Origin of the sequence: Psychrobacter sp. Cmf 22.2 (assembly GCF_001921745.1) — a bacterium.
GTDB lineage: Bacteria > Pseudomonadota > Gammaproteobacteria > Pseudomonadales > Moraxellaceae > Psychrobacter.
Map to the genome: position 1 here is coordinate 315,891 of NZ_MRYA01000003.1, position 26,052 is coordinate 341,942.

The window sequence follows — 26,052 nt, forward strand, 5'->3', positions numbered from 1 at the left end:
TTGATGCCCAAAATGCACTTTCAGTCGCTATGTCAGCCACTACATGACAGATTGTTTACCACATAAGCAGGGCAAGGCGCATCCGCAATCCATTTCGCTAAAAGCTTTTTATCATCAATTATACTGTTCTCTAATGGCAAAAATACCGCGCTACCAGAGCCAGTCATTCGTGCTGTGCCTAACGCCACTTTTTCTAAACTTTTCAAATAATCTAATGCTTCATCAACGGCGGGGGCAAGGCTGGTGACGACAGGCGTGAAGACATTATGATACGGCGCATGTAGAGCCTGCGTATAGTGCGCTGCTTGGCGCTTGATGGTCGGTATGGAGAGGGGAGCGATATCACGCTGCAGCTTAGGATGGGCAAACAGCTCAGCGGTGCTGACATGTGCCGTAGGCGTCAAAACCAAATACTGCTGATCCGGTAGCGCTATCGGCGTTAATTGCTCGCCAATACCCTGCGCAATCGCGTCCTGGCCAAAAATAAAAATCGGCACATCTGCGCCCACTGTCGCACCGATGTTTATCAGCTCATATTGGGAAAAGTTGAACGCCCATATCTCATTAAGTGCCAGCAGTGTCGTCGCCGCATTAGAAGAGCCACCGCCCAAGCCTGCACCCATTGGCAAACGCTTGTCTAAACCAATACATACTTGCGGTAGCTGCTTGGGTAGTTTTTTTGACTGCAAAGCTGCAGCCAATAAAGCATGAGCGGCTTTAACAATTAAATTATCTTCTATAGCACTAGTAATAGTATCTGCACCAGACAAGGTCAACAGTTGACGACAGATATTACTTACATCTTGACCCTTAATCGCAACTACCGTTTCTGCAACTAAGAAATGCAAATAGTCACCCCAATCAAGTAGGCGAAAAACCGTTTGCAAATTATGATAGTTATCTGCACGCTTACCTATAATATGCAAAAATAAATTTATTTTGGCAGGAGATAAGCGTGTTATAGACGCTTTTGAAGTTAAGGAATTATCGGTCGTCATTGGTTATATTTATTAGCTGCTTTGGTGATTAATGGTCATGATGACTTTGTGGCCTTTTAGCTGCACAGCGCTAATCTTAATAGGCAATTTATCTGTCCCCTTGTAAGTAAAGCTTGCTGTCCATCGTCCATTGACCGAGCTTATCAGCCTACCTTGCGCATCAAGCTGCGGAGCGCTGTCTGAGGGTGCTGGGCGTCCAGATATCCAATACGGCATTTGTGAAATAGGCGCTTGCCAACCAGTGGCTTTTTGTAGCAAGGTCTCAGGGTCGTCAGCTGTCAAAGTGCCGGTTTTTTCACTAACTAAGGTTGCCGTTCGACCGTTGTATTCGATATTGGTTTTGCCAATACCTAACGCACCGATCAATTCAATGGCAAAACGCTCATTTTGTTGTCCCCAAGCATAAAAGGCACTACCACCTTGCGCGCTTGTATTAGTCGTACTATTGGCAGGCGTGGTCACACCAATCTTGCCTGTAATGTTAAAGTTATTAAGCTTTTGAGCTTGCACCATAGTTGAAGGGCCAGCATTAGTACTCGTGCTCTGCAAAGATTGACAGCCAGAAGTAATCAATAACGCAGTGATCGCTGCGCTACATGCAACAATTTTTTTAGATTGAAGGCGTTTTATGGTTGAAAGCTTTGGGATTGAAAAGAGTGTTGGTGAAAAGGCTGACATAGGTATACCTCAAAAATTTGCAAACTTAATATAGTTAATGATCAAATAGTTAATGAGCAAAAATATTACGCTCAATTTGTTACTCAGTTATACGTTGTTGTTAGAGACTTATTGGTCACATGAGTAACGATTGTATGTGTTGAAAACAAATGAGCATGGTTACCCAAACAATTTTTAATAAAGTTGTACGCGGTCATTGACGTTGTGTTGTCCAAACGAAAAACGCTGTTGCAAGTCCGCAAGTAGGGCATTAACCTTTGCGCTTTCGCCCAGTCCTTGATAGGCGCGTAGCAAGAGCACACCTGAACGCAGCGTTGGCAGCACATCGTAAGGGGTTTTTAGATAATCGATGACTTGCGCGTAGTTTTCATTGGCCAAAGCGCTGCTAGCCAGCACATTTAGTGCCTGCAAATGCAGCTCGTTATCGTAGCGAGGATCATCGAAACGTACCTGAAGTATGTTTTGTGCAAGCTCTAAGCCTTGTTCGGAGTTTTGATCGTTGGATAACAGTAATTGGGCGTAACTTAGCTGGTAAGATAGATTGCTAGGATCTAGCGCTTGCAAGTGATTAAGCAAAGTACGCTTAATAATATAGTCACTACGATCATCGAGCAGTTGCACACGGGCGAACAGTATGGACTGATCATTAGGGTACTTACGACTGACACGAGTCAATAACTGTAGAGCTTCCTCGGCCTGATCATGCTGCCATAAAATATTAGCTTGTAAGACATAGGTTTCGGGAGCAAAAACGGTAAACTGTTTACGCAGATCAGCCAATGTGTTGATTGCAGCGTCAATATTGCCATCCAATAATTCAAGATCAACCACTTTTTTGCGTGCTGCCAGTACCAAGTCTTCTTGCATGACGCTCTTTAGATAGGATTTGGCTTGTTCAAAGCGCTGCTGTCGCTCTGCGCTAATACCTAAATAATAATATGCTTGATCAAGATAAGTAGGGGTTTTTGCCAGTACATTTAGGAGACGGTCAGCGCTACGGTACTCTTCGTTATCCAAGCTGACTAAAGCGGCCAACAAAGTAATCTCTGCATCATCAAAACGCTGATGAGCATCAAGGAGTAATTGTAAGGCTTTTTGACTTTGCTTTAGATCAAGCAAATAGCGGATTTCGTACAAATACAAGCTTTTGCTATCAGGATTGCGCAAGCGTGCTTGGTTGACATAATTAAGCACTGTTTCAGCTGGTTCGGTTTTGCGTAAGATATCGGCTTTTAGGGTAATAAAAGGTACATAATCAGGCTGATGTAACAAAGCCCTATTGATATGGATAATGGCTATCTCAGGTTCATTGAACTGATAGAGTAGACCCGCTTTTAACACCGATAAAGAGGCGTTTTGCTCACTATTAATAGGCTGCAAGGCTTCTAACAGCTCACGCTGATCGCTGTCTGTCGTAGGATAAATACCAATTAGTATGTCGCTCAAATCAGTACGAGGATCATAACGTAAAATACGCTCTAAGGACTGTCCAGCTAGAGTATAATCATGAGCTTTAAGCGCCAAATGCGCCACATAAAACCAAGCTGGTACATGGTCAGGATTCTGATCTTGCCACATCTTAGCAAACTGTAATGAGTCCCCAACATTGTCATGACGTAGCGATAAGCTCAGCGCACGCTCAAATACTGCTGTTGCGTCTTCTTTAAAAGACTGCTGCTTATAAAGTGTAAGCGCCCGTTCAATGTCACCGCGATCAGCGGCAAATTCTGCATTTAGTAAGGCATATAAACTAGGCTCTCTAAGCTCTGGTTGTAAGACAGTCGCTGAAGGCAGCTTGGCAGTATTGATTGTGCTATCTACCGTTTGGACTTTTAAATCACTCTTTAATTGGGCACGGTCATCAGTGCCTGCTAAGTCACCGTTTAGTGGAAATACCATTAAATCAGTATTATTTCTATGGAACGTGGCATGTCGAGTACTGTTATTTTCGATGTCATGACGAGCTGGGTCGTGATCTATATCGACGACGATTGTCTTAGGTGTACATATTAGTGTTGGGGTGTCGACGAAATTTGCATGAGCAGAAGTTCCAACACATAGCCATACAGCCAACAGCAAGGTTAGCTTACGGCGCTTACGTAGACGACTCATCATATCATTTAATAAATACTGAACATTAAATTGACGATCGTATATAAACGATAGCGCAAATTTTGATTGAAACAACCACCCAAAAAAGATCATAGAGTAAGGGTATTCACTAATAAAAAAGACATTTCATTATAAAAGCCTATCAAGATACTAAACAATAGTACTCATGTTACCCAGCAGCTAAAACTAAAATTAACAGAATACGGTAAAAATTAACCACTACTAAGGATGCGTTAAAATAGGCGCTATGTCCAAAAAAACAAAGAGATTAGATAAACGCTCTGGATAATATCTATGTCAATCATAGCATACTGACTGTTTTTAATTTTAGTTTGTCGGTAGTGACAGGCCATACTCTGCATATCTAGCAATAATATTTAGTAAAAGCTTGCATGACGGTTGATTTGTTAATCAGGCGCCCAGATACAAGCGAATAGCTATCGCAAGTGAGCAGGTATTAAATAAAACCGGTAACAATGGTATAATAAGCGGTTTTATATTTATAGTATCTGCTATATAACCTATTCAAATCAATAACGTCACGTCTATGCGCCAGCTAATCTTTGATTATAGTATGCTGCAACATATCTTAAGCATACTATAATGATTAGGTAGGTGAGCGTTATGTTTATGGTCTATCATAATGAGATTAGTGGTCATTGGGGTCAATCACAAAACCGCACCAGTCGCTTTACGTGAGCGTCTGGCGTTCGTGGGTGATGATGTAAATATCGCTCTTGAACAGTTAGAAGCCTTTACCGATGGTAGCGTGATAGTTTCAACTTGTAACCGTACTGAAATTTATGCCCTAGTGCCTCAAATAACAGCCTCTCAAACATCCGCGAGTAACGCGCTTGGTAGTGATGCTACTGCCAGCTCCCATACTTTTTCAGCATCCATTAACGCTCATATCATGCAGATCAAGACATGGCTTGCTGATTTTAAGCAGTTGCCATTGACCGAAGTTGATGCTTATCTATACGTACACCGCGACACGCATGCGCTCACTCATTGGCTACGAGTGGCAGCGGGTCTTGACTCTATGATATTGGGTGAGCCACAAATCCTCGGTCAAATTAAACGAGCCGTGCATCTTGCGCAGGACGAAAAAGCACTCAGTAATCAGCTAGGCTGGATTGTCGATCAAGTCTTTGCAGCGGCCAAACGTGTGCGTAATGAAACCCAAGTTGGTGCTCAAGCGGTATCACTCGGCTTTGCAGCAGCCAAATTGGTCACCCAAATATTTGACGATTTACCTAGCCGTACTTTATTAGTGGTGGCAGCAGGTGAGATGAATCGCTTGGTTGCGACCCATATTGCAGGGCTTGGAGTGGGCCGAATTATCATCTGCAATCGCAATCCTGAGCGCGCTGAAGCGCTAGCGGCAGAGCTGCGTCATCCTAGTCGCAGCGTGGAGGTTAGATCCTTACAAGAGCTGCCGCAAGTACTGGCAGAGGCCGATGTTGTGAGTAGCTGCAGCGGCAGTATGGATTTGTTGATTGATAAACCGATGACCATTCAAGCGCTAAAACGCCGTCGCTATCGACCAATACTAATGATTGACTTGGCTGTACCGCGTGATATCGACTCAACGATTAGTCGTATTGATGACGTTTATCTTTATTCTGTCGACGACTTGCAGCATGTAATCGCAGGCAATATCGAGCAGCGTAGACAAGCGGCTGTCGATGCTGAGCTGTTAGTCAGTCAATTGGTCGTAGAGATGGAGCGCAGCTTTCAAGTCAAGCAAGTAGGAAAAGAGATCCAGCACTATCGTATGTCCACGCGTACCCAAGTCGATAAACTGTTGCATGAGTCCATAGCCAAGCTTGAGCAAGGTGAAGCTAGTCCCGAAGATATCATCACTGAGCTATCACGGCGTCTTACTCAGACGCTCACTCATGCACCATCAAAGCTTATGCGTAAAGCGGCTCGCGAGGGCGATAGTGAGTTGCTCGAATTTGTGGTATCGGGACTACATGATGCCTACCGTAAGCGGTAATAGTCGCTTTTTGGTCGTCAATAAGTTATCTATTGTATAGACGCCATTATGACGCCAACAAACCGTTGTCAACTGTCATTATCAGTGCTACTATCAAGCTGTCATAAAGATATTGGTTCACGATATGTGACGCACTTTGCTCTAAGTATGTCTGCGCTCATTTTTGTTTGATATATTCTGAACAGACAAGAATCAGTGATCATTATTACCCACCTACCGCTGCGTAGCATCAATAATGGTACAGATGTCACTTAAGGTTTACGAAGCCTAAGTTATAAAATCTAAGTTATAAAAAACATAACCAACAACGGCAATAGCGCTAGGATAAAGTGCTATATCGTCAATCCTATGTCATACCCTCTATTATTACTCGGTGTTCATTGTTCGGTACTGTTGCCTAGTTAATCGTATCAGTGCCCAAGTTTAGTACCAAAAATTTGCTATAACCAAGCTTTTTTATAATTAAAAATCAATAACACCTACATAATCTAACAACAAACAAGGAGTGTCCCATGACCGCATTACGTCAAGATGTCGACCCAGAAGGTTTATTAGAATATTCAGTGGTCTATACTGATCGCGCCCTCAATCATATGTCAAAAGTCTTTCAGCAAGTAATGAATGACTTATCTAGCGAGCTAAAGTCAGTCTATAACGCTGATGCCGTCGCCATTGTTCCAGGTTCTGGTACTTATGGCATGGAAGCTGTCGCCATGCAGCTAGCCAAAGATCAAGACTGTCTAATCATCCGCAATGGTTGGTTTAGTTATCGCTGGACGCAAATTTTAGAAAAAGGCAACATTGCTAAGTCATCTACGGTCCTAACCGCTGACCGTACTGAAGATACCGATACGCCAAAACCATTTGCACCTGTCGATATCGAAACCGCTGTGGCTAAGATTAAAGAACAAAAACCAGCGATTGTCTTTGCTCCGCATGTCGAGACCTCAGCCGGTATCATCTTGCCAGAAGACTATATCAAAGCGTTAGCAGATGCGACTCACAGCGTTGGCGGCTTATTAGTAATTGATTGTATCGCTTCAGGTTGCGTCTGGCTCGATATGAAAGAGTTGGGTATTGATGTGCTTATCAGCGCACCGCAAAAAGGCTGGAGCAGCACCCCATGTGCTGGACTCGTCATGCTAAGCGATGCTGCCGTCAAACAAGTAGACAATACCGAGTCAAACAGCTTTAGCCTTGATTTAAAGCAGTGGCTAAACATCATGCGCGCTTATGAAAATGGTGGCCATGCTTATCATGCCACCATGCCAACAGATAGCTTGCGTCAGTTCCGCGATACTATCAATGAAGCTAAAGAGATCGGTTTTGATAAGCTGTGTGATGCGCAGTGGGAATTGGGCAAGCGTGTCCGTAAAGTGCTAGAAGATAAAGGCATTGAGAGCGTCGCTGCTGAAGGCTTTAAAGCGCCAGGAGTCGTCGTTTCTTATACTGAACGTGATGATATGCATAAAGGTAGTGCTTTTGCTGAAGCTGGCATGCAAATCGCCTCTGGCGTACCATTAAAAGTGGGTGAGCCTGATAGCTTCAAAACCTTCCGCTTAGGTTTATTTGGCTTAGATAAGCTAACGGATATCGACGGTGCGGTACAACGTTTTGAGTCAGTACTTGATAAAGTATTAGCTAAATAATATCTGTATCTACTAAGCGGCTTTTGGCCAAAAAATACTGAGACTTTGTGCTCAGTATTTTTTTGGCTTTTTATTATATTTTATAATATAATGTATTTTAATAAATAGATTATTTATTAAATAATTAATAAAACTAGTGAGTAAACCGTTATGAGTATACAAGTGGACTGGCAAGCATTTACGCCCATATCCTTAGTAGGTGGTTTGATGCTAGGAGTGGCGACTGTCATCTTGCTGCTGGGTATTGGGCGTATTGCTGGCATTAGTGGCATCTTTTCAAGTTTGCTCAAACCCAGGCGCGTGGAGATGTGGCAAGTTCTATTTATTGCTGGTCTAATCATCTCGCCTTTACTCTATAGTGCGTTCAGACCTTTGCCTGACATAGAAGTCAGCACCTCTTTACCGCTGCTGATTGCAGCAGGGTTGCTAGTCGGCTTTGGTACGCGCTTAGGTTCAGGTTGCACAAGTGGTCATGGCATCTGCGGCAATGCGCGTATGTCACCGCGCTCTATAGCAGCGACAGTGACCTTTATGCTCTTTGGTATCGTGACCGTCTATATCGGTCGTCATGTACTAGGGTTACTATAAATGCAAAATGGCTTAGATAGCGTATTGCATAGACGGCGTTCGATACTTTTAATAAAAGATGATAGCGAGATATAATAATGCTAAAAAACATAATTGGATTACTGGCTGGATTATTATTCGGGTTTGGGCTGCTGATATCAGGTATGACCGATCCTGTTAAAGTACAAGGCTTTTTGGACGTTTTTGGTGCTTGGGATATTTCTCTAGCCCTAGTGATGGGCGGCGGCCTAGCAGTTGCCATCGTTGGCGTACAGTTAGCCAGACGGCAAAAGAGCAGCTGGATTGGCACCGCAATTGATATGCCAAACAAAACAGTCATCACAAAAAAATTGTTAATCGGAGCGATGCTATTTGGCATCGGCTGGGGATTGGTTGGTATTTGCCCGGGACCAGGTATTGTGCTGCTTGGCACTGGACAATGGCAGGCCTATGTATTTATCCCAGCGATGATAACAGGTATGCTTGCTTTTCAGTGGCTTGAGCCTAGGCTTAATTAACGTAAGCTTAATGAACGTAGGCTTGGCTAATGACAAGATTGGTTAGTAAAAAAGAAGTCTAAAATAAAAAAAGGCTCAGTCTAAGAGAATAGATTGAGCCTTTTTTTTGTGACTTATTTTGTGATTTAAGCTTAAGCATGCAATAGCTTACAACTCAAATTCAAGAGCTATTTTGCACTAGACGTTACTTTTGGCGTCTCATGAGCAAGTGAGATGGCCGCTTGACGCAGCTCAAACTTTTGCACTTTACCGGTACTGGTTTTTGGAATTTCGGCAAAGATAATGTATTTAGGGACTTTAAAACCGGCTAAATGTTGCTTGCAGTGCTCCATAACCGTATCGCGCTGCAAGGTGCTGTCTTCATGAATCTCGATAAAGGCGACTGGTACTTCGCCCCACTTATCATGCGGAGCAGCAACTACCGCGCAGCTTTGAATCGAAGGTAATTTATATAAGACGTTTTCGACTTCTATACTTGAGATATTTTCACCGCCTGAGATGATGATGTCTTTGAGTCTATCCATGATTTTGATATAACCGTCAGGATACTTGACGCCCAAATCACCCGTACGGAACCAACCATCTGCAAAGGCTTCTTCAGTCGCTTTACGGCTTTTAAGATAACCTTTCATCACCATATTACCGCGTAGTGCCAGCTCACCCATCTCTTCACCATCGGCGGTAACCGGTTCCGTGGTACCTTGCTTAAACAGCTCAAATCCAGTCATCAAATGCGAGGTCACGCCTTGACGCGACTTTTTTTGCGCGCGTGCCGCAACATCAAGATCATCCCATTCAGCTTGCTCAGCACAGACGGTAACTGGTCCATACACTTCAGTTAAACCGTACACATGCGAGATATGAAAGCCCATCGCCTCCATAGCCGCTAGCATGGTTTCAGACGGCGGCGCACCAGCGACCCAACCCTTGACTTCGTGGTTAATCGCTTCTTTATACTCAGGCTTACCGCCAGCAATCATGTTATGTACGATAGGCGCTGAACAATAATGCGTCACTTTATGCTTAGCAATGAGCTGCAGAATTAAGTCGGCATCGATTTTACGTAAGCAGACATTGACACCAGCACGCTCAGCGATGGTCCACGGAAAACACCAGCCGTTACAGTGAAACAAGGGTAGTGTCCATAAGTACATGGGGTGTTTGGGCATATCCCAATCTAGAATATTGGAGACAGCATTAAGCGTGGCACCGCGATGGTGATAGACGACGCCCTTAGGCTTGCCCGTCGTACCGGATGTATAATTGAGCGCAATCGCTTCCCATTCATCCGCAGGCTTTTCCCAATTATCTAGACTGTCTGAGCTGGCAACCAATTCTTCATAGCTCATCCGTCCAAAACGCTCTACATCGACTGCAGCATCTGTTGCATGAATGACGATCAAGTTTGGAAAAGTTTCATCGATAATCTCAGCATGTTCAGCAAACTCACTGTCCAAGATTAAGACTTTGGCTTCTGAATGCTGTAGACAAAAGGTCAAGGCATTGATATCGAGACGCGTATTCAACGTACACAATACGCCACCTGACATCGGCACACCAAACGCGCACTCAACCATCGCTGGCGTGTTCGGCATCATAACCGCGACTGTGTCATTCTTATCGATACCAAGCTTACGCAAACCATCTGCCAGCTGGCGGCAACGATCGTAAGTTTGCTGCCACGTTTGGGTGAGGCTATTGTGCTCTAGATCGTCATAAATGATGGCAGTCTTGTCAGGATAAACCTGTGCACTACGGATAATAAAGTCAATTGGAGTAAGTGGTTGATAATTGGCTTCGTTTTTGCCAAGACCTGTGTGAAAGTCGGTCATAAGGATAGTCCTTTATCTTTAACGTATTGTAGTTTTGTCGTTCTCATACTAGATTTTATCTGCTAATAGCTATCTTCATCAACAGGTAGCCCATTTATTATAGATAGCTATCATCAATAAGTGAGTTTGTTTTGTAGCCTCAATTTACTAAGTGACATATACGGAAGTTAAATACAGAAAATATAGTGTTCACTCACCAGTCGTTTGTCTGCGTAGCTGATAATAATAGCGGTGTGTTACGATAGAATGCATATTGAATCATCAAATACTTACCATTCTTAAGCACAATATACCTCATCTACAACGATATGGACACAGGAGAGTCAAACGCAGGCGATGTCACCGTATAATATATGATGTTGCCCATGTATTCATATCATAGTGAACAAACTATAACAGCTATAAACTATTAATTCATAAGGATAATGATATGAGCGCCAACCATGATACTGCAAGCCCAGAAAACTCAAACACCAAAACTTCTGATCGTATTGCCAGCACTGACATGACTTTGGATGCTAGCCATGCAGCTGAGCATTATCCGCATCTATTTGAGCCGTTAGATTTGGGCTTTACCACTCTCAAAAACCGTGTGGTTATGGGCTCTATGCATACAGGGCTTGAAGATCGCTTTTATAACTACGGTAAACTGGCGGCGTATTTTGCAGAACGGGCCAAAGGCGGTGTGGCAATGATGATCACCGGCGGTATCTCGCCCAATCGTGAAGGTTGGCTGTTGCCTGCTGGCGGCACCATGAATACGAGAGCTGATGTCATCAACCATCAGCGAGTCACTCGAGCGGCGCATAAATATGACAGCAAAATCATCATGCAAATCTTGCACAGTGGTCGCTACGGTTATCATCCATTTATCGTGTCATCAAGTCCTATTAAGTCACCAATCACTCCGTTTAAACCGCGCAAAATGAGCATTAAAAACATCGAGCAGACGGTGAAAGACTATGCACGCTGCGCAAAACTTGCCAAGCAAGCGGGCTATGATGGTGTCGAAATCATGGGCTCTGAAGGTTATTTGCTCAATCAGTTTTTATCGCGTCATGTCAATAAACGTACCGACGAATACGGCGGCGATATCCAAAATCGTATGAAGTTCGCGGTCGATGTGGTCAAAGCGGTACGCGAAGCGACAGGTGAAGATTTTATTATCCTATTCCGCTTGTCAGTGATTGACTTAGTCAAAGACGGTAACGTCATGGATGAAGTCATCACCGTCGCTAAAGCGCTAGAAGAAGCGGGCGTAACTATCATGAATACTGGTATCGGCTGGCATGAAGCGCGCGTTCCAACGATCGTGACAAGCGTACCACGTGCTGCCTTTGTTGACTTTACCGCTGAAATTAAAAAGCATATTAATATCCCGATGATGGCAGCCAACCGTATCAACATGCCAGATACTGCCGAAGCCATCGTCGCTAGCGGTCAGGCCGACTTGATTCAGATGGCACGTCCATTCCTCGCCGATGCCAACTGGGTCAATAAAGCCAAAAATGGCGAAGCTGAGCGTATCAACACTTGTATCGCCTGTAACCAGGCTTGTCTCGATCATACCTTTGAGAACAAACGCTCAACTTGTCTGGTCAATCCGCAAGCGTGTCATGAGACAGAGTTGGTCTATAAAAAAACCAAAAAACCGCAAAAAGTCGCGGTCATTGGCGGCGGTGTCGCTGGTATGTCAGCGGCTCACGTCGCGGCATTGCGTGGGCATGACGTGACATTATTTGAAGCCAAAGATATCTTGGGCGGTCAGTTTAACTATGCCAAAGTCATCCCTGGTAAAGAAGAATTCTTTGAGACCATCCGCTACTATATCAATGAGCTTGAACATCTAGGCGTTGAGATTAAACTCAATACCAAAGTTGATAAAGACATGCTTGAGAAAGCCAAGTTCCATCATGTCATCGTTGCCACAGGCGTGGTGCCAAGAAGCTTAGAAGGCAAGCTCGAAGGCGCGGACTTACCACAAGTGATGAGCTATGCAGAATTGTTATCGGGTGAGAAATCAGTCGGTGATACGGTCGCAGTCATTGGCGCTGGCGGTATTGGCTTTGATGTCAGTGAATACCTAACGGCCAATCATGGTCAGCCACTCGATGAGCTAGATCCTGAAACGCTGAAAGATCCAAGCTATCGTCCAAAGGCGCAGTCGGTTGATGAGTGGCGTGAAGAGTGGGGCGTTACGAATAACCCTGATTATCAAACTGAAGGTGGCTTGATTAAGCCTGAAGGCATCACGCCTATTCGCCAAGTGTACCTCATGCAGCGCACTAAAGGCCGCTTGGGTCGCAGCCTCAATAAAACCACAGGTTGGGTACACCGCGCTCATGTCAAATCGCATGGCGTCATCCAAGTATCAGGAGCACAGTACGAAAAAATCACTAATGAAGGTATTTGGATCACCAATAACCAAGGCCAAAGTCAATTGCTACGTGTCGATAGCGTGGTGGTCTGTGCCGGTCAAGAGTCGGTCGTAGAGCTGATGCCAAATGTCGGTGATGCGCCAGACGCGCAGTATCATTTGATTGGCGGTGCAAAGCTCGCCGCTGAACTAGACGCCAAACGTGCGATTCGTGATGGCGCTGAGGTTGCAGCGAGTATTTAAAAGTTTAATTTTTGAATTAAAGTTTTAAATTGAAAGGACGGTAGGGGAGCGATTTCCTGCCGTTTTTTACTTCGTAAACCGTCACTCTTTTTAATTCTATAGGGGTTCTTCGATATCACCTAATGTGAGTCCAGTTTCTTGTGTGCTATAAATAACGATACCTTCATCGTCGATTTTACCATTCATGACCAATCTACCAATGCGATTACTGGCTTGTTGATTGCCTTGATCGGCGGCCTTTTGATACCATTCAAAAGCTTTGTCATAGTCTTGCGGGACGCCATAGCCATTCTCGTAGAGACCACCGATGTTAAGTTGTGCCATATCCGAATCTTGAACGGCAGCTTTTTTGTACCAATCCAACGCTATGGCATAACTTTGCGGCACACCTCTACCAAAATAGTACATCGTACCAATATTTCCTTGAGCGTCTACAGAAGCATTAGTAGAACCCATGTTATTAGCTGATAACAAATACCACTTCATAGCCTTTTCATAGTTTTGATCAATACCCTTTCCACTTTCGTACATGATAGCTAGGTCTGTTTGAGCGTGAGAATATCCTTGTATAGCAGCTCGCTGAACCCACTCAAATGCTTTGCGATAATCTTGATCTACACCAATACCTTCGTGATACATAATGCCTATATGATGTTGAGCAGGCGCATAGCCTTGATCAGCGGCTTTTTGGAACAGTTCAAAAGCTTTGTCATCATCTTCAGGGACTGAGTCACCCTCAAAATAGGCTTGTCCAAGTTTGTATATTTCAGTAGGGGTGCTTTGATTAGATAATACAGATATGCTTGATGATTCGGCTGAGCAAGCAAAAGCTATCAAACCACTGGATAGCATTGTGGCTATTAGTAAAGACTGAATTAAAGGCGTGATGTTTTTTTGATACATTGAAATCTTATTCGAAATTATATATTTAATAGGGTGATTTGTACTCATTTACTTATAGGTTTCACCTTTTGGTACCAGTGTGTAAACTAGTTACCCTGTTCGAGTGAAGGCTTATGATAATACATAGGGTTGATGCATCCCCATTTACGAGTTGGCGTTACGAGAGTCTTTTCGTTTGAATAAACTTCAATTTTAAAACTGCAATAAGGTTGATGGTTTACGTATTGAGGTTCGCTAGAAAAAGTTGTACCTTTTAAACTATAATACTCTTCTTTTTCAGGACTATTTTCTTCGTAAAAAAAATCAATTCCTATATATAAATGATTTTTTAACCAGTTCCTCATGAGTACTTTAAACTCTCTAGAACCATTGTTTTCAATGGTATATCTATCTGCATAACTCTCCATTTCTGCAATAGTAGGATCACCCTCTAAGCCTACATATTGAAAATTCATAGTACTTATAGGTTTATTCGTACTATTAATCACCATGAATGACTTATTAGAAACTAAGTATAAGCAGGCAGCAGATAATAAAATAAGTACAATAATTAATTTATTGAGAATATACATAACTGCCTATTTACCGAACTTTATTTTTGTTGTAGGGATTGTAGCACCAGTGTATTTGCTTAGAATATTTAAAGTTACCTTCAACAGGTAATTTATCTAACGCATCTAAAACATGCTTAAAATTTAGATCGTCTGTATGCTTACCGAACTTCTTATACAAATTTATTCCTATCATCATAGTATTGTAGTCATCTATTGTATCGGCCCCTTCAGTGCTAGGATTTGTTTTTTGCTGATCATTTGAACCGTCTATCAGTTCTTTTTCTGTAAAGCCTGCGACCATACCAACGTAACTATAATGGATGTTTGACCAAACATCGTAAAAATAATCGTAACCTTTGTATTTATGAAAATATTTCGTAGACTCTTTTCCACCTTGCTCTTCAGCTCTAAGTCTTCTACGAGTTGTAGTTTTTTTTAAAACTGGATGTTCAGCTATTTTTGGCTTATGATCCCAATCCATAGTTGGACCTACTTTTAAGGTCCATAGGACTAACGCATCAGAATATAACATAGCTGGGTTAGCTCCTCCAATGGCGTCAAACCATTGAAGGTTTTTCGATCTTTCTAACAGATGTTTAATTGAACTTACAGTTCTACTCTTAGAGTTTTTCTTAATCTCATCAACGATATATTTTGCAACCTCAATTGCTCCGTCTACCGTATGTGGGCATTTTTGTTTAATCTGCTGTTCTTTTTTAGTATTAGGAGTAGTACTATTTTTTGAGCTTGTAGTGTCCCATTTATATTCAGATATTTCTCGTTTGTGCCTATATGACCATTGTGGGTACTTGTTTTTTCTAACAACTTTGCCATTAGATCGGTTTTCAATTTGGAACCAAGCGCTGCCATTTTTCGCAGCAGGGAAAGAGGTTTTTTTGATGTTATTGGTGTATTTAAACAGTACTATTTCTTCTGAATCAATAGCGACTAACCCATTTTTATTGGCACTTGGATTTGCTGTAAATTTTGTCAATGCATGCTTTATAGTTCTTGGTGAGACATAAGAACCATCTTCGTTTTGATAACCGAACTTTGTATACGTCATCTTATAAAAGAAGTTGTTTATGTTGATCGGCGGTTTCACTAACAAGCGCAATTTAACGATAATATCTTTAGAGTTAGTCATTAATTACTTCCTCATCTAACACATGGATGAAATACTCTTTCTCTTGTCCATCTTTTAGCACAGGAGTTTGACCATCTTTATTCAAATTACCCGTTTGGAATATTTCACCATCTGCGTCGTAAATGACATAAGCTTTGCCTGATAAAGCGTTCTCCGTTTTATCCTGCATGACAAACTGTAGATTATAATCATCCATTGATTCATTAAAGTATTCTTTAGCTTCACGTCTTACTTCCTCTGCCTGCTCAACCCCAAACACCTCAAAGTCCGACTCCGCAAATGACTGCTGAATCGCAATCAGTTTCGCGCCGCAGCTGGTGATATCACCACTGCGTGCAATAGGCGCACCATCGACAATAAAGGTGGGATCACCTGTCAGAATAGTAGTGACCTTTTTGCATTTTTTACAGATGACTTTGTCGCCTTTACGCGAGACTGGGATACCGTTATGAGTGGTATGCGGTGAGCCGGAGATGACCGTCCCACCGTGAGAGGTCTTTGCGCCGACGGTTATATAGGCTGCCATAGTGCTACCTTGCTTAAATGCCCGAAGTTTAGATTTTAAAAAATCTATTATTTGCATGACATTATAGATGGCTATAACGCTAAATATCAAACTTAAGTTTGTTTAAAGGTATAAATTATATGGTAAGCTCAATCGGCGTGAACTATGAAGGCTTTTGAGTAATTGACTGCAAGAGGAACTTGACTCTCTTTATTCATTATTAATAACAAGCAAAAATCTAACCTTCCATCTCACCAAGCAACCACGCAGACACATCATTAATCTGCGCTGCCACATCAAGATGTGCTTGCCCCAGCTTAGCCAGCTTGGCTTTAATATCATGTCTATCGTATTTGATATCAGTTAGTGTCTCTTTTAATAAGTCAATCAATTCCACGTTTAGTGCGTCAGAAAAGATGACCACTTCGCTAATGACTGCGTGCTTTACATCAAGGTGCAAATCAATAATGCCCCAATCAAATCGCGTCTCGATATGATGGCTAAATTCAGGCGTCTTACCAAAGCGCCAATCCCAATCTGCCATTTGCTGATAGTATTTATTGAGCGCTGGTTGCTTAGCGAGACTGGCTTCATCCAATTCTTCTACTGGCGCGGTAACATTATAATATTCGCAAAACGCCTCGATAATCGCATCAGATAAGGTCTCGTGATTGATGTTTTCATTAAACTCAACCAAGTTGGCGACGCGCGCGCGTACCGACTTAATACCTTTGGCTTTGAGCTTAAGTGGGTGCGGATTGAGATAATCGCCGAGCTTTTGCATGTTGGCATGCACGAGTAACGTACCATGATGGAAACTGCGATCGGCCGCATGTTTAAAGGCGCTGCCTGATATTTTCTTATCACCGACTTGCATATCGTTACGCCCAGATAAATCCGCGTCTATGCCTAACTTCTTTAGTGCATTAATAATAATGGTAAAGTTCGCTTCTTGGTCATAGTCGTCTTTGGGCGATAAAAAGGTAAAGTTGGTATTGCCCAAATCATGAAACACCGCACCGCCACCACTCTGACGCCGCGCCAAAAACACCTTGTCGGCTTCCATCTTATCGATTTTGCATTCTACCCATGGATTTTGCGAGCGGCCAATGACCACGGTCTCGCTATTGCGCCATAAAAACAGCGTATGCGAGTCGGGGTTGAGCGTATTAAATATCCAATCCTCAGTTGCAAGGTTAAACCAAGGGTTGGTAACGGCGGACTTTAGAATGCGCAGTTTCATTGAGTGTCCTTTTTATTATGGAGATTGTTGGTAGCAGTTATTGTTGCCGATGCGGGGCTTTAATTCAATGGGGGTGCGGGAGAAGGGAATGGTTTTGAAGGGTTAATAGGGTTAGATATGTTGCTTACGATTAATTTTTAAGTGTGGCGTAGGGTGGGTTAGCGAACGCGTAACCCACCGAATTATCTTCTGCTTTCAATGGTGGGTTACGCCTTGTTTTTATTCTCTACGAGAATTTAACAAGTCTAACGCACCCTACGGCTCTAATCTATCGAATAGACTCAGCTTGTACTTGTTCTGCGATAAGTTTGGTAACAATTTGAGCAAAAGCACTCATGCGCTGTTTGATCCGCTCCTCGCCCAATGCTTGCGTCAATACTGCTTCGTTATCCACATCTGGGTTGTGCCATGAATAGCCACCGGGAATATCAGGATTATCCGTTTGCGTATAGCCATCAAAATCTGGTCCCAAGCTCCAGTTGGTTGCTTCAAAGGCGACGACAGGCATAATACTGTCAAATGACTCTTGATCGCTACAACAGCCAACGCCAAGAGGTTTATAAGGTTCGGTTTCGCCCGGAGGAATGATAGCTGGATTTACTTGCAAGCCAAGGTTAAGCTCGTTTGCAATACGCAGCGCCGCTTCGCGTAATTTGACGTTGGCTGCGATCTCATTGCCGTCATCGTCGTAACTATTGTCCCCAGCGTTGGCATACATATTATCGCCTGTGAGCAAGCTGTCTAGATTTATCATGCCGATGGCATTGTCAATCTCATCTTGGCTTAAGCTTTCTACAAATGCCTTGGAACCTTGCAGTCCGCCTTCTTCAGAGCCAAATGCCACGAATTTAATCGTATCTGCGGTATTGACTCCGTTAAAATGATAGACCAGCTCGCTTAGTACGCCAGAACCTGAGGCATTGTCATCTAATCCTTCAAGCTCGATATAATTGGGATACTGCGTCGCCGAATCATAGTGAGCGCCTACGTATAAGGTTCGTCCGGTATTTTCTGTGCCTTCGTGAGTAACGACCACATTTTGACTGGTAATCGATTGATCAGCAAATGGCCCTCTAGAGGCGACAAAGGTAAAAGGCTGTAGTATCACCTCATCGCCATTATCGCCAAAGGTCATGCGCTGTTTCATATATTGAGCAGCGGCAAGCTCGGTACTCGATCCCATATAACGACCCGGATAATCACGCGCCAAGGTCAGTGCCGTATCAGTACCATACTCACCGTATGTAGGTACAGTAACAAATACGGCTTCGCTATCATCATCATTACATGCGGCCACCCCTGCAACCATGATAGCTACAGCCATAATTTTCATCGTTTGTTTTGAGGTTTGTTTCGCTATTATCTGTAACATCGTCAGCATCCCTGTTTTAGTTATTGAAAAAGACCTAATAAGTAATATAGAACGTTTTTAGACCAAAGTGTAAATAGTTTTATAGGGACATTGTCGTCAGTTGTGTTTTGACGGAGGTGGGTGGATAGCAGATTGGGGTAATGACTGTAAAGGGTGGTCTATAGAGGTCTTAATAAAGCTTGGACGTAATTTTGATTTTAGCGTAGGGTGGGTTAGCGAATGCGTAACCCACCTAATATGTCTAAAAAAGATAAGTTGTATACAGTATTCAATTAATGTAAAAGGTTAAGCTTACAAAATAATTTTACTGTTAGTTTAGTGTAGAAGGAAACACATGATTTTATACAAATATATGTCATTATCAGGTGCGATAAAAGCTATCGAAACGTCATCTATTGGTTTTACACACTTAGAAGACTTTAATGATCCTTTTGAATGTACTGCTTTTGGTTTTAAAGAAAAACCGAATTTTATGGTAAGTCCTCAAATAGCTCAAAACGCTTGTAAAAATAGATTCTCTCGAGGATATGCCGTATTGTCTTTGTCCAGACAACCACTGAACTCATTAATGTGGTCTCATTATGGGGATTCTCATCAAGGAGTTGTTATTGGTATTGATGTTGACGAAGCTAACTTTCATTCACTTTCCGATAATTTTATTCCATACCAGTTTGGTGAGATTGTATATACAAAAACTAAACCGCAGAATGATTTAGATATAATTAACGATGATGAATTAATGAATATTGGCAAAAATACTCTGTTCGAAGGAAACTTATTTAACCTTGCGAAAAGAGCTTTTTTATACAAATCATTAGATTGGGCTTACGAAGAGGAGGTAAGAGTAGTAAAAGAAGTTAAAAGTCTAAAAGCTAGCTATCATACCAGTGAAGGGGTTTTTGGAGACTTCAATATAGTCAGAATACAAAACAGACCCCTATACTGTTTTTCTATTCCTCAAAGTTCAATCAAAGAAGTTTATTTAGGTAAAAATATTTATAAAAATATATCGAGAACGGCAACAGTTTCTCAAAATGAATATGAGTCTTTAATTCAGGGCTGGCAAGACCAAGACATTGAAGTTTACTACTGTGAATGCGAATTAAATTCTTGGGATCTAAAGAAAAGAGCTAGTAGATAATTACCTAATTTCAATGGTGGGTTACGCCTTGTCCTCATTCTCTACGAGAACTCGACAAGTCTAACCCACCCTACGGCAAAATTCATATTTCATGCAATATCTAACCCAATAAAACCACACTCAAATTTCAATCTTTTCTCCAATATTCGGCAGCAATTTATCAATCTGATGCTGACTAAATACCTTGGCACCGCGGGAGACGGTTGCTATGCCGACACCAAGCTTTGCACTGATTTCTCTTTGGGTCATACCTTGTTGCAGAAGGGCAAATATAGTTAAGCGGTTGGCAAGCTCCGTTTGTTCTTTATCGGTCATGAGCGCAGCAAATATCGCTGATAGACGTTCTGTGTCATCAGTTTCGACCAGTAGCTTAAGTAGATAATCATAAGCGCCGCTTGCTTGATTGTTCGCCTGAATGTCTTTTTGTGACATCTTAATATCCTCATAATATCTTCTTAATGAATCAAACTAGCTAATAAACACTTTCAGATCGTTTCTAGTTATTGACCTTAAACAGGACTTAACTTAGAATATGTTTCAGTGTACTAGAACATTGATACAATAGCTTTATTATAACGCTATAAAAATAATTTGCTTGGATAATTTTCAAACGCCAAAGTTTCAAATACTACAGTTTTCAATACCGTAATTTTAAATATCACAAGTTCAGATACTAGGGTTTAACGATGACAACAGATAATGCAACAGATAGCTATGGCCTACATCAGTCGATTTTGCCGAGTAGCGAGGGTTTATACGGCGAGTTTGGTGGCAAAATAGGCCATCCTGAACTTGCCAAAGCCATGGATGAGATAGAAATAGGATTTCGTGAAATTATCAAAGACGACGACTTTATCACTGAGATGAAACGTCTGCGTGAGACTTATGTCGGCAGACCTAGTCCGATATTCCATGCCAGACGCTTAAGCGCGCATTGCGGCGGGGCGCAAATTTATTTCAAGCGTGAGGACTTAAATCATACGGGCGCCCACAAGATTAATCACTGTTTGGGTGAAGTGTTACTAGCCAAAAAGCTCGGTAAAACCAAAGTCATCGCGGAGACAGGTGCAGGCCAACATGGCGTGGCGTTAGCAACCGCAGCGGCGTTGATGGGTGTTGAATGTGAGATTCACATGGGTGTGGTCGATATTGAAAAGGAGCATCCCAATGTCAGCCGTATGAAAATATTAGGTGCCAATATCGTACCCGTATCGCGCGGCGCAGGAACGCTAAAAGAAGCGGTAGACAGCGCTTTTGAGACTTATCTTAATGAGCTGGACACCAGTATGTTTGCCATTGGTTCAGCTCTTGGGCCAGCACCTTATCCCGAGATTGTCAGCTATTTTCAATCCGTCGTTGGTCGTAAGGCGCGGGCACAGTTCTTAGAGACAACTGGCAAATTGCCTAATAAAGTAGTCGCCTGTGTCGGCGGTGGCTCTAATGCTATCGGTATATTCAGTGGCTTTTTGGGAGATGAGAGCGTTGAAAAAGTAGGGGTAGAGCCCGCAGGCGAAGGTTTAGATACACCCAATCATGCGGCGACGATGACATTAGGTAACAAGGGTGAGATTCATGGCTTTAAATGTTATGTGCTGCTCGATAAAGATGGTGAGCCTGCGCCTGTCCATTCGATTGCTTCTGGTTTGGATTATCCAGGCGTTGGGCCGCAGCACTCACTATTAAAAGACAATAATCTGGCGACTTATGAGTCGGCGACAGACGCTGAGTGTCTAGAAGCCTTTATGTCGCTGTCACGATTAGAAGGTATTATTCCCGCTTTAGAGACTGCTCACGCCATTGCCTATGCAATGCGAGTGGCCAAAGATATGTCGCCTGATGACACTATTTTGGTCAATTTATCGGGGCGCGGTGACAAAGATATCGATTTTATTTTGAATAAAGTCGATTTGTAAATAATTAATGACTAACAAATACATAAAACAGCACCTAAAGAGCAATTAAAAAGTTATCATCGTGGCATTCTTAACAACATAACTTTTGACGACTTCGTAACAGCAGTCTAAACGCTTAATAGGATTCACCAGTGACTAAACGCGACCTCATTATCTTTTTTACCCTCTCTTTTATGTGGTCGCTGTCTTTTATATTTTATCGCGTCGGTGTGCCCGAATTTGGCTCGATAGCGTTTGCAAGTTTACGCGTATTGTTCGCAGGCTTAACCATGTTGGTCTTTGTGTTTGTCAGTTTGGAAAATCGACGCGGCATTCGCGAAAACTGGAAGCTACTGACCGTCGTCGGTTTATTTTCTACCGCTATTCCGTTTGTGCTATTTTCATTTTCAGCCCAGTCAGTGAACGCTGGTGTATTGGCAGTGCTAAACGCCTCTGTACCGATGATAAGTGGCTTTATCGCTAGTACATTTTTTAATGATAAGCTCTCAAAAAAGCAAATTCTCGGTCTATTTATTGGCCTTGCAGGTGTCATCATTTTGATGAGTGAGAGCTTATTTGCTGGTGGTGAGACAGATACAAGTTTGATTGAAGGCTTATTGCCAATGGGCTACGCTTTACTAGGCTGCGTCGGTTATGCGACAGGAGCCAATATTACCAAAAACTATTTGCAAGGCTTATCACCGATTGCTATCACCGCAGGCTCGACCATTATTGCCAGCATGGTCATGCTACCCATCGGCTTGTATGAGTTTCCCTATGGCAAAAGCATCAGTTTACAAGCGTGGGTATCTGTCATCTGCATTGGGGTGTTTTCGACGGCAATCGCACTGATTTTTATGAATCAGCTTATTAAAAATATCGGTCCAATGCGCGCGACCAGTATTACCTTAGTTATTCCGATTTTTGCGATATTCTTCGGTTATGTATTGCTTGGCGAAGCGTTAGATTTGGGCGCGATTATTGGCTCGGCAGTTATTTTAATTGGTACATATCTGTCTTTAAATATCTCTTTTAAAAAGATGATGAAAGCATAAGTGTTGTCTAAACATTAGCGCGTCACATGACTTAAATAGTTCGAATTGCCGTAGTTTAAATGTCTAAAATATATCTAAATCAATGTTTCTGTTTGTAAAGCTTGCTTGAATAATAGTACATGCTCCTTATAAAGAGAACGGTCGTTCAATATAGGTCTTATTTAATAGGTATTTACTTATTAGCTAAGCAAACATACATTTTGTTGACCGAATAACTCATAAAGATTTCATAGTTATAAGTAAATTACTTTATAGTTGTGAATACTATTTTTATTCATGTTTTTGATAACAACAAACAGGGCATACCATGGCTTACGATAAATTATTTGAACCAGTAAAAATGGGTACGCAAACCCTAAAAAACCGTATCATTATGGCGCCATTGACTCGTCTGCGCGCCGTTGAACCAGGTGATGTGCCGACCGCATTGGCAGGTGAATATTATTCACAGCGCGCTGAAGGAGCGGGCCTTGTCATCGCAGAGGCGACGCAAGTGTCATTTCAAGCAAAAGGCTATGCAGGTGCGCCTGGTATCCATACCGAAGATCAAATGACTGCATGGAAAGCCATCGTCGATAATGTTCATGCTAAAGGCGGAAAAATCGTCGTTCAGCTATGGCATACGGGTCTTGTCGCACACGAAAGTGTCCAGCCTGATCGTCAGGCACCTATCTCAGCATCAGATGTCAAAGTCGATGCCCGCACATCTTTACGTGATAGTGACAATCAAGCGATTCGCGTCGATACCACACCGCCGCGTCCAGCCACTCTTGATGAGATTGAGCAAGTGATAAAAGACTTTGCTCATGCAACCAAAGTTGCTCGTGAGGCAGGCTTTGATGGCGTAGAAGTCCACGGCGCACATGGTTATCTGTTACATCAGTTTTGGGTTGAGCAAACCAATAAGCGCGATGATGAGTATGGTGGTAGCCGCGAGAACCGCGCACGCTTGACGCTTGATGTCGTCGATGCTTGTGTTGATGCATGGGATAACGATCACGTCGGTATTCGCATCTCGCCACAAGGCACGTTCAACGCGGTAGAAGCAGGCTATGATGAAGATGATAATATCTGGCTCATCGAGCAAATCAATAAACGCGGTTTGATGTATCTCCATCTCTCTGAACCTGATTGGGCAGGTGGCACGCCGTATAGCGATAGTTTCCGCCAGCGTATTCGTGATGCCTTTGATAATACGATCATCGCAGCGGGTGGCTATACTGCCGAAAAAGCAGAAAGAAATGTCCGTGAAGGCTATATCGACGCAGTTGCTTTTGGTCGTGATTTTATTGCCAACCCTGATCTGCCTGAGCGTATTCGTCAAGATGCGCCGCTCAATGAGCAGCATCCACAAACCTTTTATGGTGGCGGTAGCGAAGGCTATACCGATTATCCGTATTTGAACCAAAAACAAGCTTAAGTGTACGCTTAGTTTTAAATATCAATATAATAAAAAGCCGCCTTACTGTCATAGTAAGGCGGCTTTTTTTGAGCTTGTATTATCGGCTAAACGACTTCACCGCAGACAAAGCCACTTGCCCAAGCCCATTGGAAGTTATAGCCACCAAGCCAGCCCGTGACATCAAGCACTTCACCGATAAAGTATAGCCCATCTTGAAAGCTGCTTTGCATGGTTTTCGACGACACTTCATCGGTTTTTATACCGCCGCGCGTCACCTCAGCCGTACGATAGCCTTCAGTGCCAGAGGGTTTGAGTTGCCAACCATTTAAGGTTTCACCAAGCTCGCCTAGGCGCTCGTCTTTAATATTGGCAAGCTCTTTGTCTTTTATATCATCCCACAGCGTTGTTTGTAGGGCCGTCAGTAGTTTTTTAGGCAATGCATTGTCTGTATAGTCTGCTAGTACAGTACGGATAAGCTGCTTAGGGTGCGATTTTTTGTGAGCGAGTAGGAGGGCTGCGACATCGATATCAGGCAGTAAGTTGATATTGATATATTCGCCCGTCTGCCAATAGTTGGACAGCTGTAGCATGGCAGGACCAGATAGACCGCGATGGGTAAATAAGAGCGGCAGCTTAAACGAGATGTGCTCATTACTGGCAATCACTGGCAAGCTAATGCCAGACAAGGCACGGATGAGCTCGCCTGTCTTATCAGTGAAAGTAAAGGGAACAAGACTGGCATCGGTCGGCATAAGCTGATGCCCAAACTGCTGCGCTAGCTCATAGCCAAGACCGCTCGCTCCCATCGTTGGAATAGACAGGCCACCAGTCGCCACGACTAATGATTCACAAATGTATTTGTTTTGCGAAGGTTTAACGCTATTAGCGATATCTTTTTTACTGAGCTTTTTGCTTGTCGATAACGCAAAGTTTTTGTGCTTGTCATCGATGACATCGACCCTATCAATCTGGGTATTAATGCGTATTTGCACACCTACCGCGGCGCATTCATCAAGTAGCATAGTGACGATATCTTGCGCGGAATCATCACAAAACAGCTGACCGTGCTCACGCTCATGATAAGCAATTTTGTGCTGTTCAACCATGCCAATGAACTCCCAACTGGGATAACGGCTCAGAGCTGACTTACAAAAATGCGGGTTGGCACTGATAAAGTGCTCAGGCTCGACGAAGTAATTGGTAAAGTTACAGCGTCCACCGCCTGACATCAGGATTTTTTTGCCGACTTTATTGGCATGATCGAGCACTAGTACGCGGCGACCTCGACGACCAGCGGTGAGCGCGCAGTATAGCCCTGAGGCACCTGCGCCAATAATGATGACATCGTAATGGGTGTTATTGTCCATGGCGGTTTTGGTCCATAAAGCGCTGCTTTTAAACAAACGTAAAAATGTGATAGAAGCAATGATAGAGTCAGATCAATATAAAAAAGATATAGTGGTATTGGGACAAATTTTTCTTGCTTGCTGTGCCTACGCCGACAGGGGCTACAAAAAATTTGTCCCAATTCAGCGTTGTAATAACGTGTAGATATTGTATTTAGTATCGACTATAGGAATATGCTGATGTAACTATCGTGCAAAAAGTGTATTTAGTGTGGCTATTGTCCATATTTAAGCTAGGGTTACAAGGATTAAATACGGCTCAATTTTCTACTATCTATGATTAATAGAGTGTATAAATACATAAGTAAACAGCTGTACATTGGAATTGTTGTAATTAGTCGTTAGCGTCTTGCATCACTTCTTCTTATTTGTCAAACTAGAATCAAGGCGTCACTCATTATGGAAGATGATAGCCTGTCGTCTGCAACCACCGTTGTGACTGATTAACTGCCGATT

The 26,052-nt window shown here is 42.8% G+C and carries 21 protein-coding genes; 9 read left to right on the forward strand and 12 right to left on the reverse strand.

Translation table 11 applies throughout. The annotated features are described in order from the left end of the window. Positions 1 to 32: 32 nt before the first annotated feature. The 3 genes from ispE to BTV98_RS08145 form a co-directional block, all read right to left on the reverse strand. Positions 33 to 998: a 4-(cytidine 5'-diphospho)-2-C-methyl-D-erythritol kinase gene (gene ispE, locus BTV98_RS08135; RefSeq protein ID WP_075103370.1), complete on the reverse strand. Its 966-nt coding sequence runs from the start codon at positions 996 to 998 to the stop codon at positions 33 to 35. Between the two features lie 12 nt (positions 999 to 1,010). Further along, positions 1,011 to 1,676, reverse strand: a complete 666-nt coding sequence (gene lolB / locus BTV98_RS08140) for a lipoprotein insertase outer membrane protein LolB (protein WP_083606152.1) — start codon at positions 1,674 to 1,676, stop codon at positions 1,011 to 1,013. A gap of 174 nt (positions 1,677 to 1,850) precedes the next feature. Next, positions 1,851 to 3,791 carry a tetratricopeptide repeat protein gene (locus BTV98_RS08145; protein WP_256713874.1) on the reverse strand — a complete coding sequence of 647 codons (1,941 nt, stop codon included), beginning with the start codon at positions 3,789 to 3,791 and terminating at the stop codon, positions 1,851 to 1,853. Positions 3,792 to 4,431: 640 nt separating this feature from the next. Here BTV98_RS08145 and hemA point away from each other — a divergent pair. The 4 genes from hemA (at position 4,432) to BTV98_RS08165 (ending at position 8,524) form a co-directional block, all read left to right on the forward strand. Beyond that, positions 4,432 to 5,790, forward strand: coding sequence for a glutamyl-tRNA reductase (hemA, locus tag BTV98_RS08150; RefSeq protein ID WP_075103372.1), 1,359 nt, complete (start codon positions 4,432 to 4,434; stop codon positions 5,788 to 5,790). 512 nt (positions 5,791 to 6,302) lie between these two features. Beyond that, positions 6,303 to 7,439 carry an aminotransferase class V-fold PLP-dependent enzyme gene (locus tag BTV98_RS08155; protein ID WP_075103373.1) on the forward strand — a complete coding sequence of 379 codons (1,137 nt, stop codon included), beginning with the start codon at positions 6,303 to 6,305 and terminating at the stop codon, positions 7,437 to 7,439. A 150-nt stretch (positions 7,440 to 7,589) separates the two neighbouring features. After that, the gene (locus BTV98_RS08160) at positions 7,590 to 8,027 is read left to right on the forward strand and encodes a YeeE/YedE family protein (protein WP_058367933.1); all 438 of its coding nucleotides are present in this window, start codon (positions 7,590 to 7,592) and stop codon (positions 8,025 to 8,027) included. A 77-nt stretch (positions 8,028 to 8,104) separates the two neighbouring features. Then, the gene (locus BTV98_RS08165; protein ID WP_075103374.1) at positions 8,105 to 8,524 is read left to right on the forward strand and encodes a DUF6691 family protein; all 420 of its coding nucleotides are present in this window, start codon (positions 8,105 to 8,107) and stop codon (positions 8,522 to 8,524) included. Positions 8,525 to 8,691: 167 nt separating this feature from the next. Here the strand turns inward: BTV98_RS08165 and BTV98_RS08170 are convergent, their stop codons facing one another. Further along, positions 8,692 to 10,356 (reverse strand): AMP-binding protein, encoded by a 1,665-nt coding sequence (locus BTV98_RS08170; protein ID WP_075103375.1) that lies wholly within the window; start codon positions 10,354 to 10,356, stop codon positions 8,692 to 8,694. Positions 10,357 to 10,861: 505 nt separating this feature from the next. Here BTV98_RS08170 and BTV98_RS08175 point away from each other — a divergent pair. Then, positions 10,862 to 12,976 carry an NADPH-dependent 2,4-dienoyl-CoA reductase gene (locus tag BTV98_RS08175; RefSeq protein WP_075103414.1) on the forward strand — a complete coding sequence of 705 codons (2,115 nt, stop codon included), beginning with the start codon at positions 10,862 to 10,864 and terminating at the stop codon, positions 12,974 to 12,976. A gap of 96 nt (positions 12,977 to 13,072) precedes the next feature. On the opposite strand, the gene BTV98_RS08180 is transcribed toward BTV98_RS08175, so the two are convergent. From BTV98_RS08180 to BTV98_RS08205, 6 genes are all read right to left on the reverse strand, one after another. Continuing rightward, complete coding sequence (locus tag BTV98_RS08180; protein ID WP_058367929.1) at positions 13,073 to 13,879, reverse strand: tetratricopeptide repeat protein; 807 nt, start codon at positions 13,877 to 13,879, stop codon at positions 13,073 to 13,075. A gap of 86 nt (positions 13,880 to 13,965) precedes the next feature. Then, on the reverse strand, positions 13,966 to 14,451 hold the full coding sequence (locus BTV98_RS08185) for a hypothetical protein (protein ID WP_075103376.1): 486 nt from the start codon (positions 14,449 to 14,451) through the stop codon (positions 13,966 to 13,968). Positions 14,452 to 14,461: 10 nt separating this feature from the next. Continuing rightward, on the reverse strand, positions 14,462 to 15,580 hold the full coding sequence (locus BTV98_RS08190) for a polymorphic toxin type 44 domain-containing protein (protein ID WP_075103377.1): 1,119 nt from the start codon (positions 15,578 to 15,580) through the stop codon (positions 14,462 to 14,464). After that, the gene (locus tag BTV98_RS08195; protein WP_075103378.1) at positions 15,573 to 16,106 is read right to left on the reverse strand and encodes a PAAR domain-containing protein; all 534 of its coding nucleotides are present in this window, start codon (positions 16,104 to 16,106) and stop codon (positions 15,573 to 15,575) included. The genes BTV98_RS08190 and BTV98_RS08195 overlap by 8 nt, the downstream gene beginning before the upstream one ends. 217 nt (positions 16,107 to 16,323) lie before the next feature. Further along, positions 16,324 to 17,328: a lipoate--protein ligase gene (locus tag BTV98_RS08200; protein WP_075103379.1), complete on the reverse strand. Its 1,005-nt coding sequence runs from the start codon at positions 17,326 to 17,328 to the stop codon at positions 16,324 to 16,326. Between the two features lie 268 nt (positions 17,329 to 17,596). Continuing rightward, positions 17,597 to 18,700 (reverse strand): M28 family peptidase, encoded by a 1,104-nt coding sequence (locus BTV98_RS08205; RefSeq protein WP_075103380.1) that lies wholly within the window; start codon positions 18,698 to 18,700, stop codon positions 17,597 to 17,599. A gap of 334 nt (positions 18,701 to 19,034) precedes the next feature. Between BTV98_RS08205 and BTV98_RS08210 the strand changes: the two genes are divergently transcribed. Next, complete coding sequence (locus BTV98_RS08210; RefSeq protein WP_075103381.1) at positions 19,035 to 19,841, forward strand: DUF2971 domain-containing protein; 807 nt, start codon at positions 19,035 to 19,037, stop codon at positions 19,839 to 19,841. A 120-nt stretch (positions 19,842 to 19,961) separates the two neighbouring features. On the opposite strand, the gene BTV98_RS08215 is transcribed toward BTV98_RS08210, so the two are convergent. Next, positions 19,962 to 20,273, reverse strand: coding sequence for a Trp family transcriptional regulator (locus BTV98_RS08215; RefSeq protein WP_058367936.1), 312 nt, complete (start codon positions 20,271 to 20,273; stop codon positions 19,962 to 19,964). A gap of 254 nt (positions 20,274 to 20,527) precedes the next feature. On the opposite strand from BTV98_RS08215, the gene trpB reads away from it, so the two are divergent. The 3 genes from trpB (at position 20,528) to BTV98_RS08230 (ending at position 24,208) form a co-directional block, all read left to right on the forward strand. Beyond that, positions 20,528 to 21,754, forward strand: coding sequence for a tryptophan synthase subunit beta (gene trpB, locus BTV98_RS08220; RefSeq protein WP_058367937.1), 1,227 nt, complete (start codon positions 20,528 to 20,530; stop codon positions 21,752 to 21,754). Between the two features lie 131 nt (positions 21,755 to 21,885). Then, positions 21,886 to 22,788 carry a DMT family transporter gene (locus BTV98_RS08225; protein WP_058367938.1) on the forward strand — a complete coding sequence of 301 codons (903 nt, stop codon included), beginning with the start codon at positions 21,886 to 21,888 and terminating at the stop codon, positions 22,786 to 22,788. Positions 22,789 to 23,095: 307 nt separating this feature from the next. After that, positions 23,096 to 24,208: an alkene reductase gene (locus BTV98_RS08230; RefSeq protein WP_058367939.1), complete on the forward strand. Its 1,113-nt coding sequence runs from the start codon at positions 23,096 to 23,098 to the stop codon at positions 24,206 to 24,208. Between the two features lie 86 nt (positions 24,209 to 24,294). Here BTV98_RS08230 and BTV98_RS08235 read toward each other — a convergent pair whose 3' ends face one another. Then, positions 24,295 to 25,557 (reverse strand): NAD(P)/FAD-dependent oxidoreductase, encoded by a 1,263-nt coding sequence (locus tag BTV98_RS08235; RefSeq protein WP_058367940.1) that lies wholly within the window; start codon positions 25,555 to 25,557, stop codon positions 24,295 to 24,297. Positions 25,558 to 26,052: the final 495 nt, after the last annotated feature.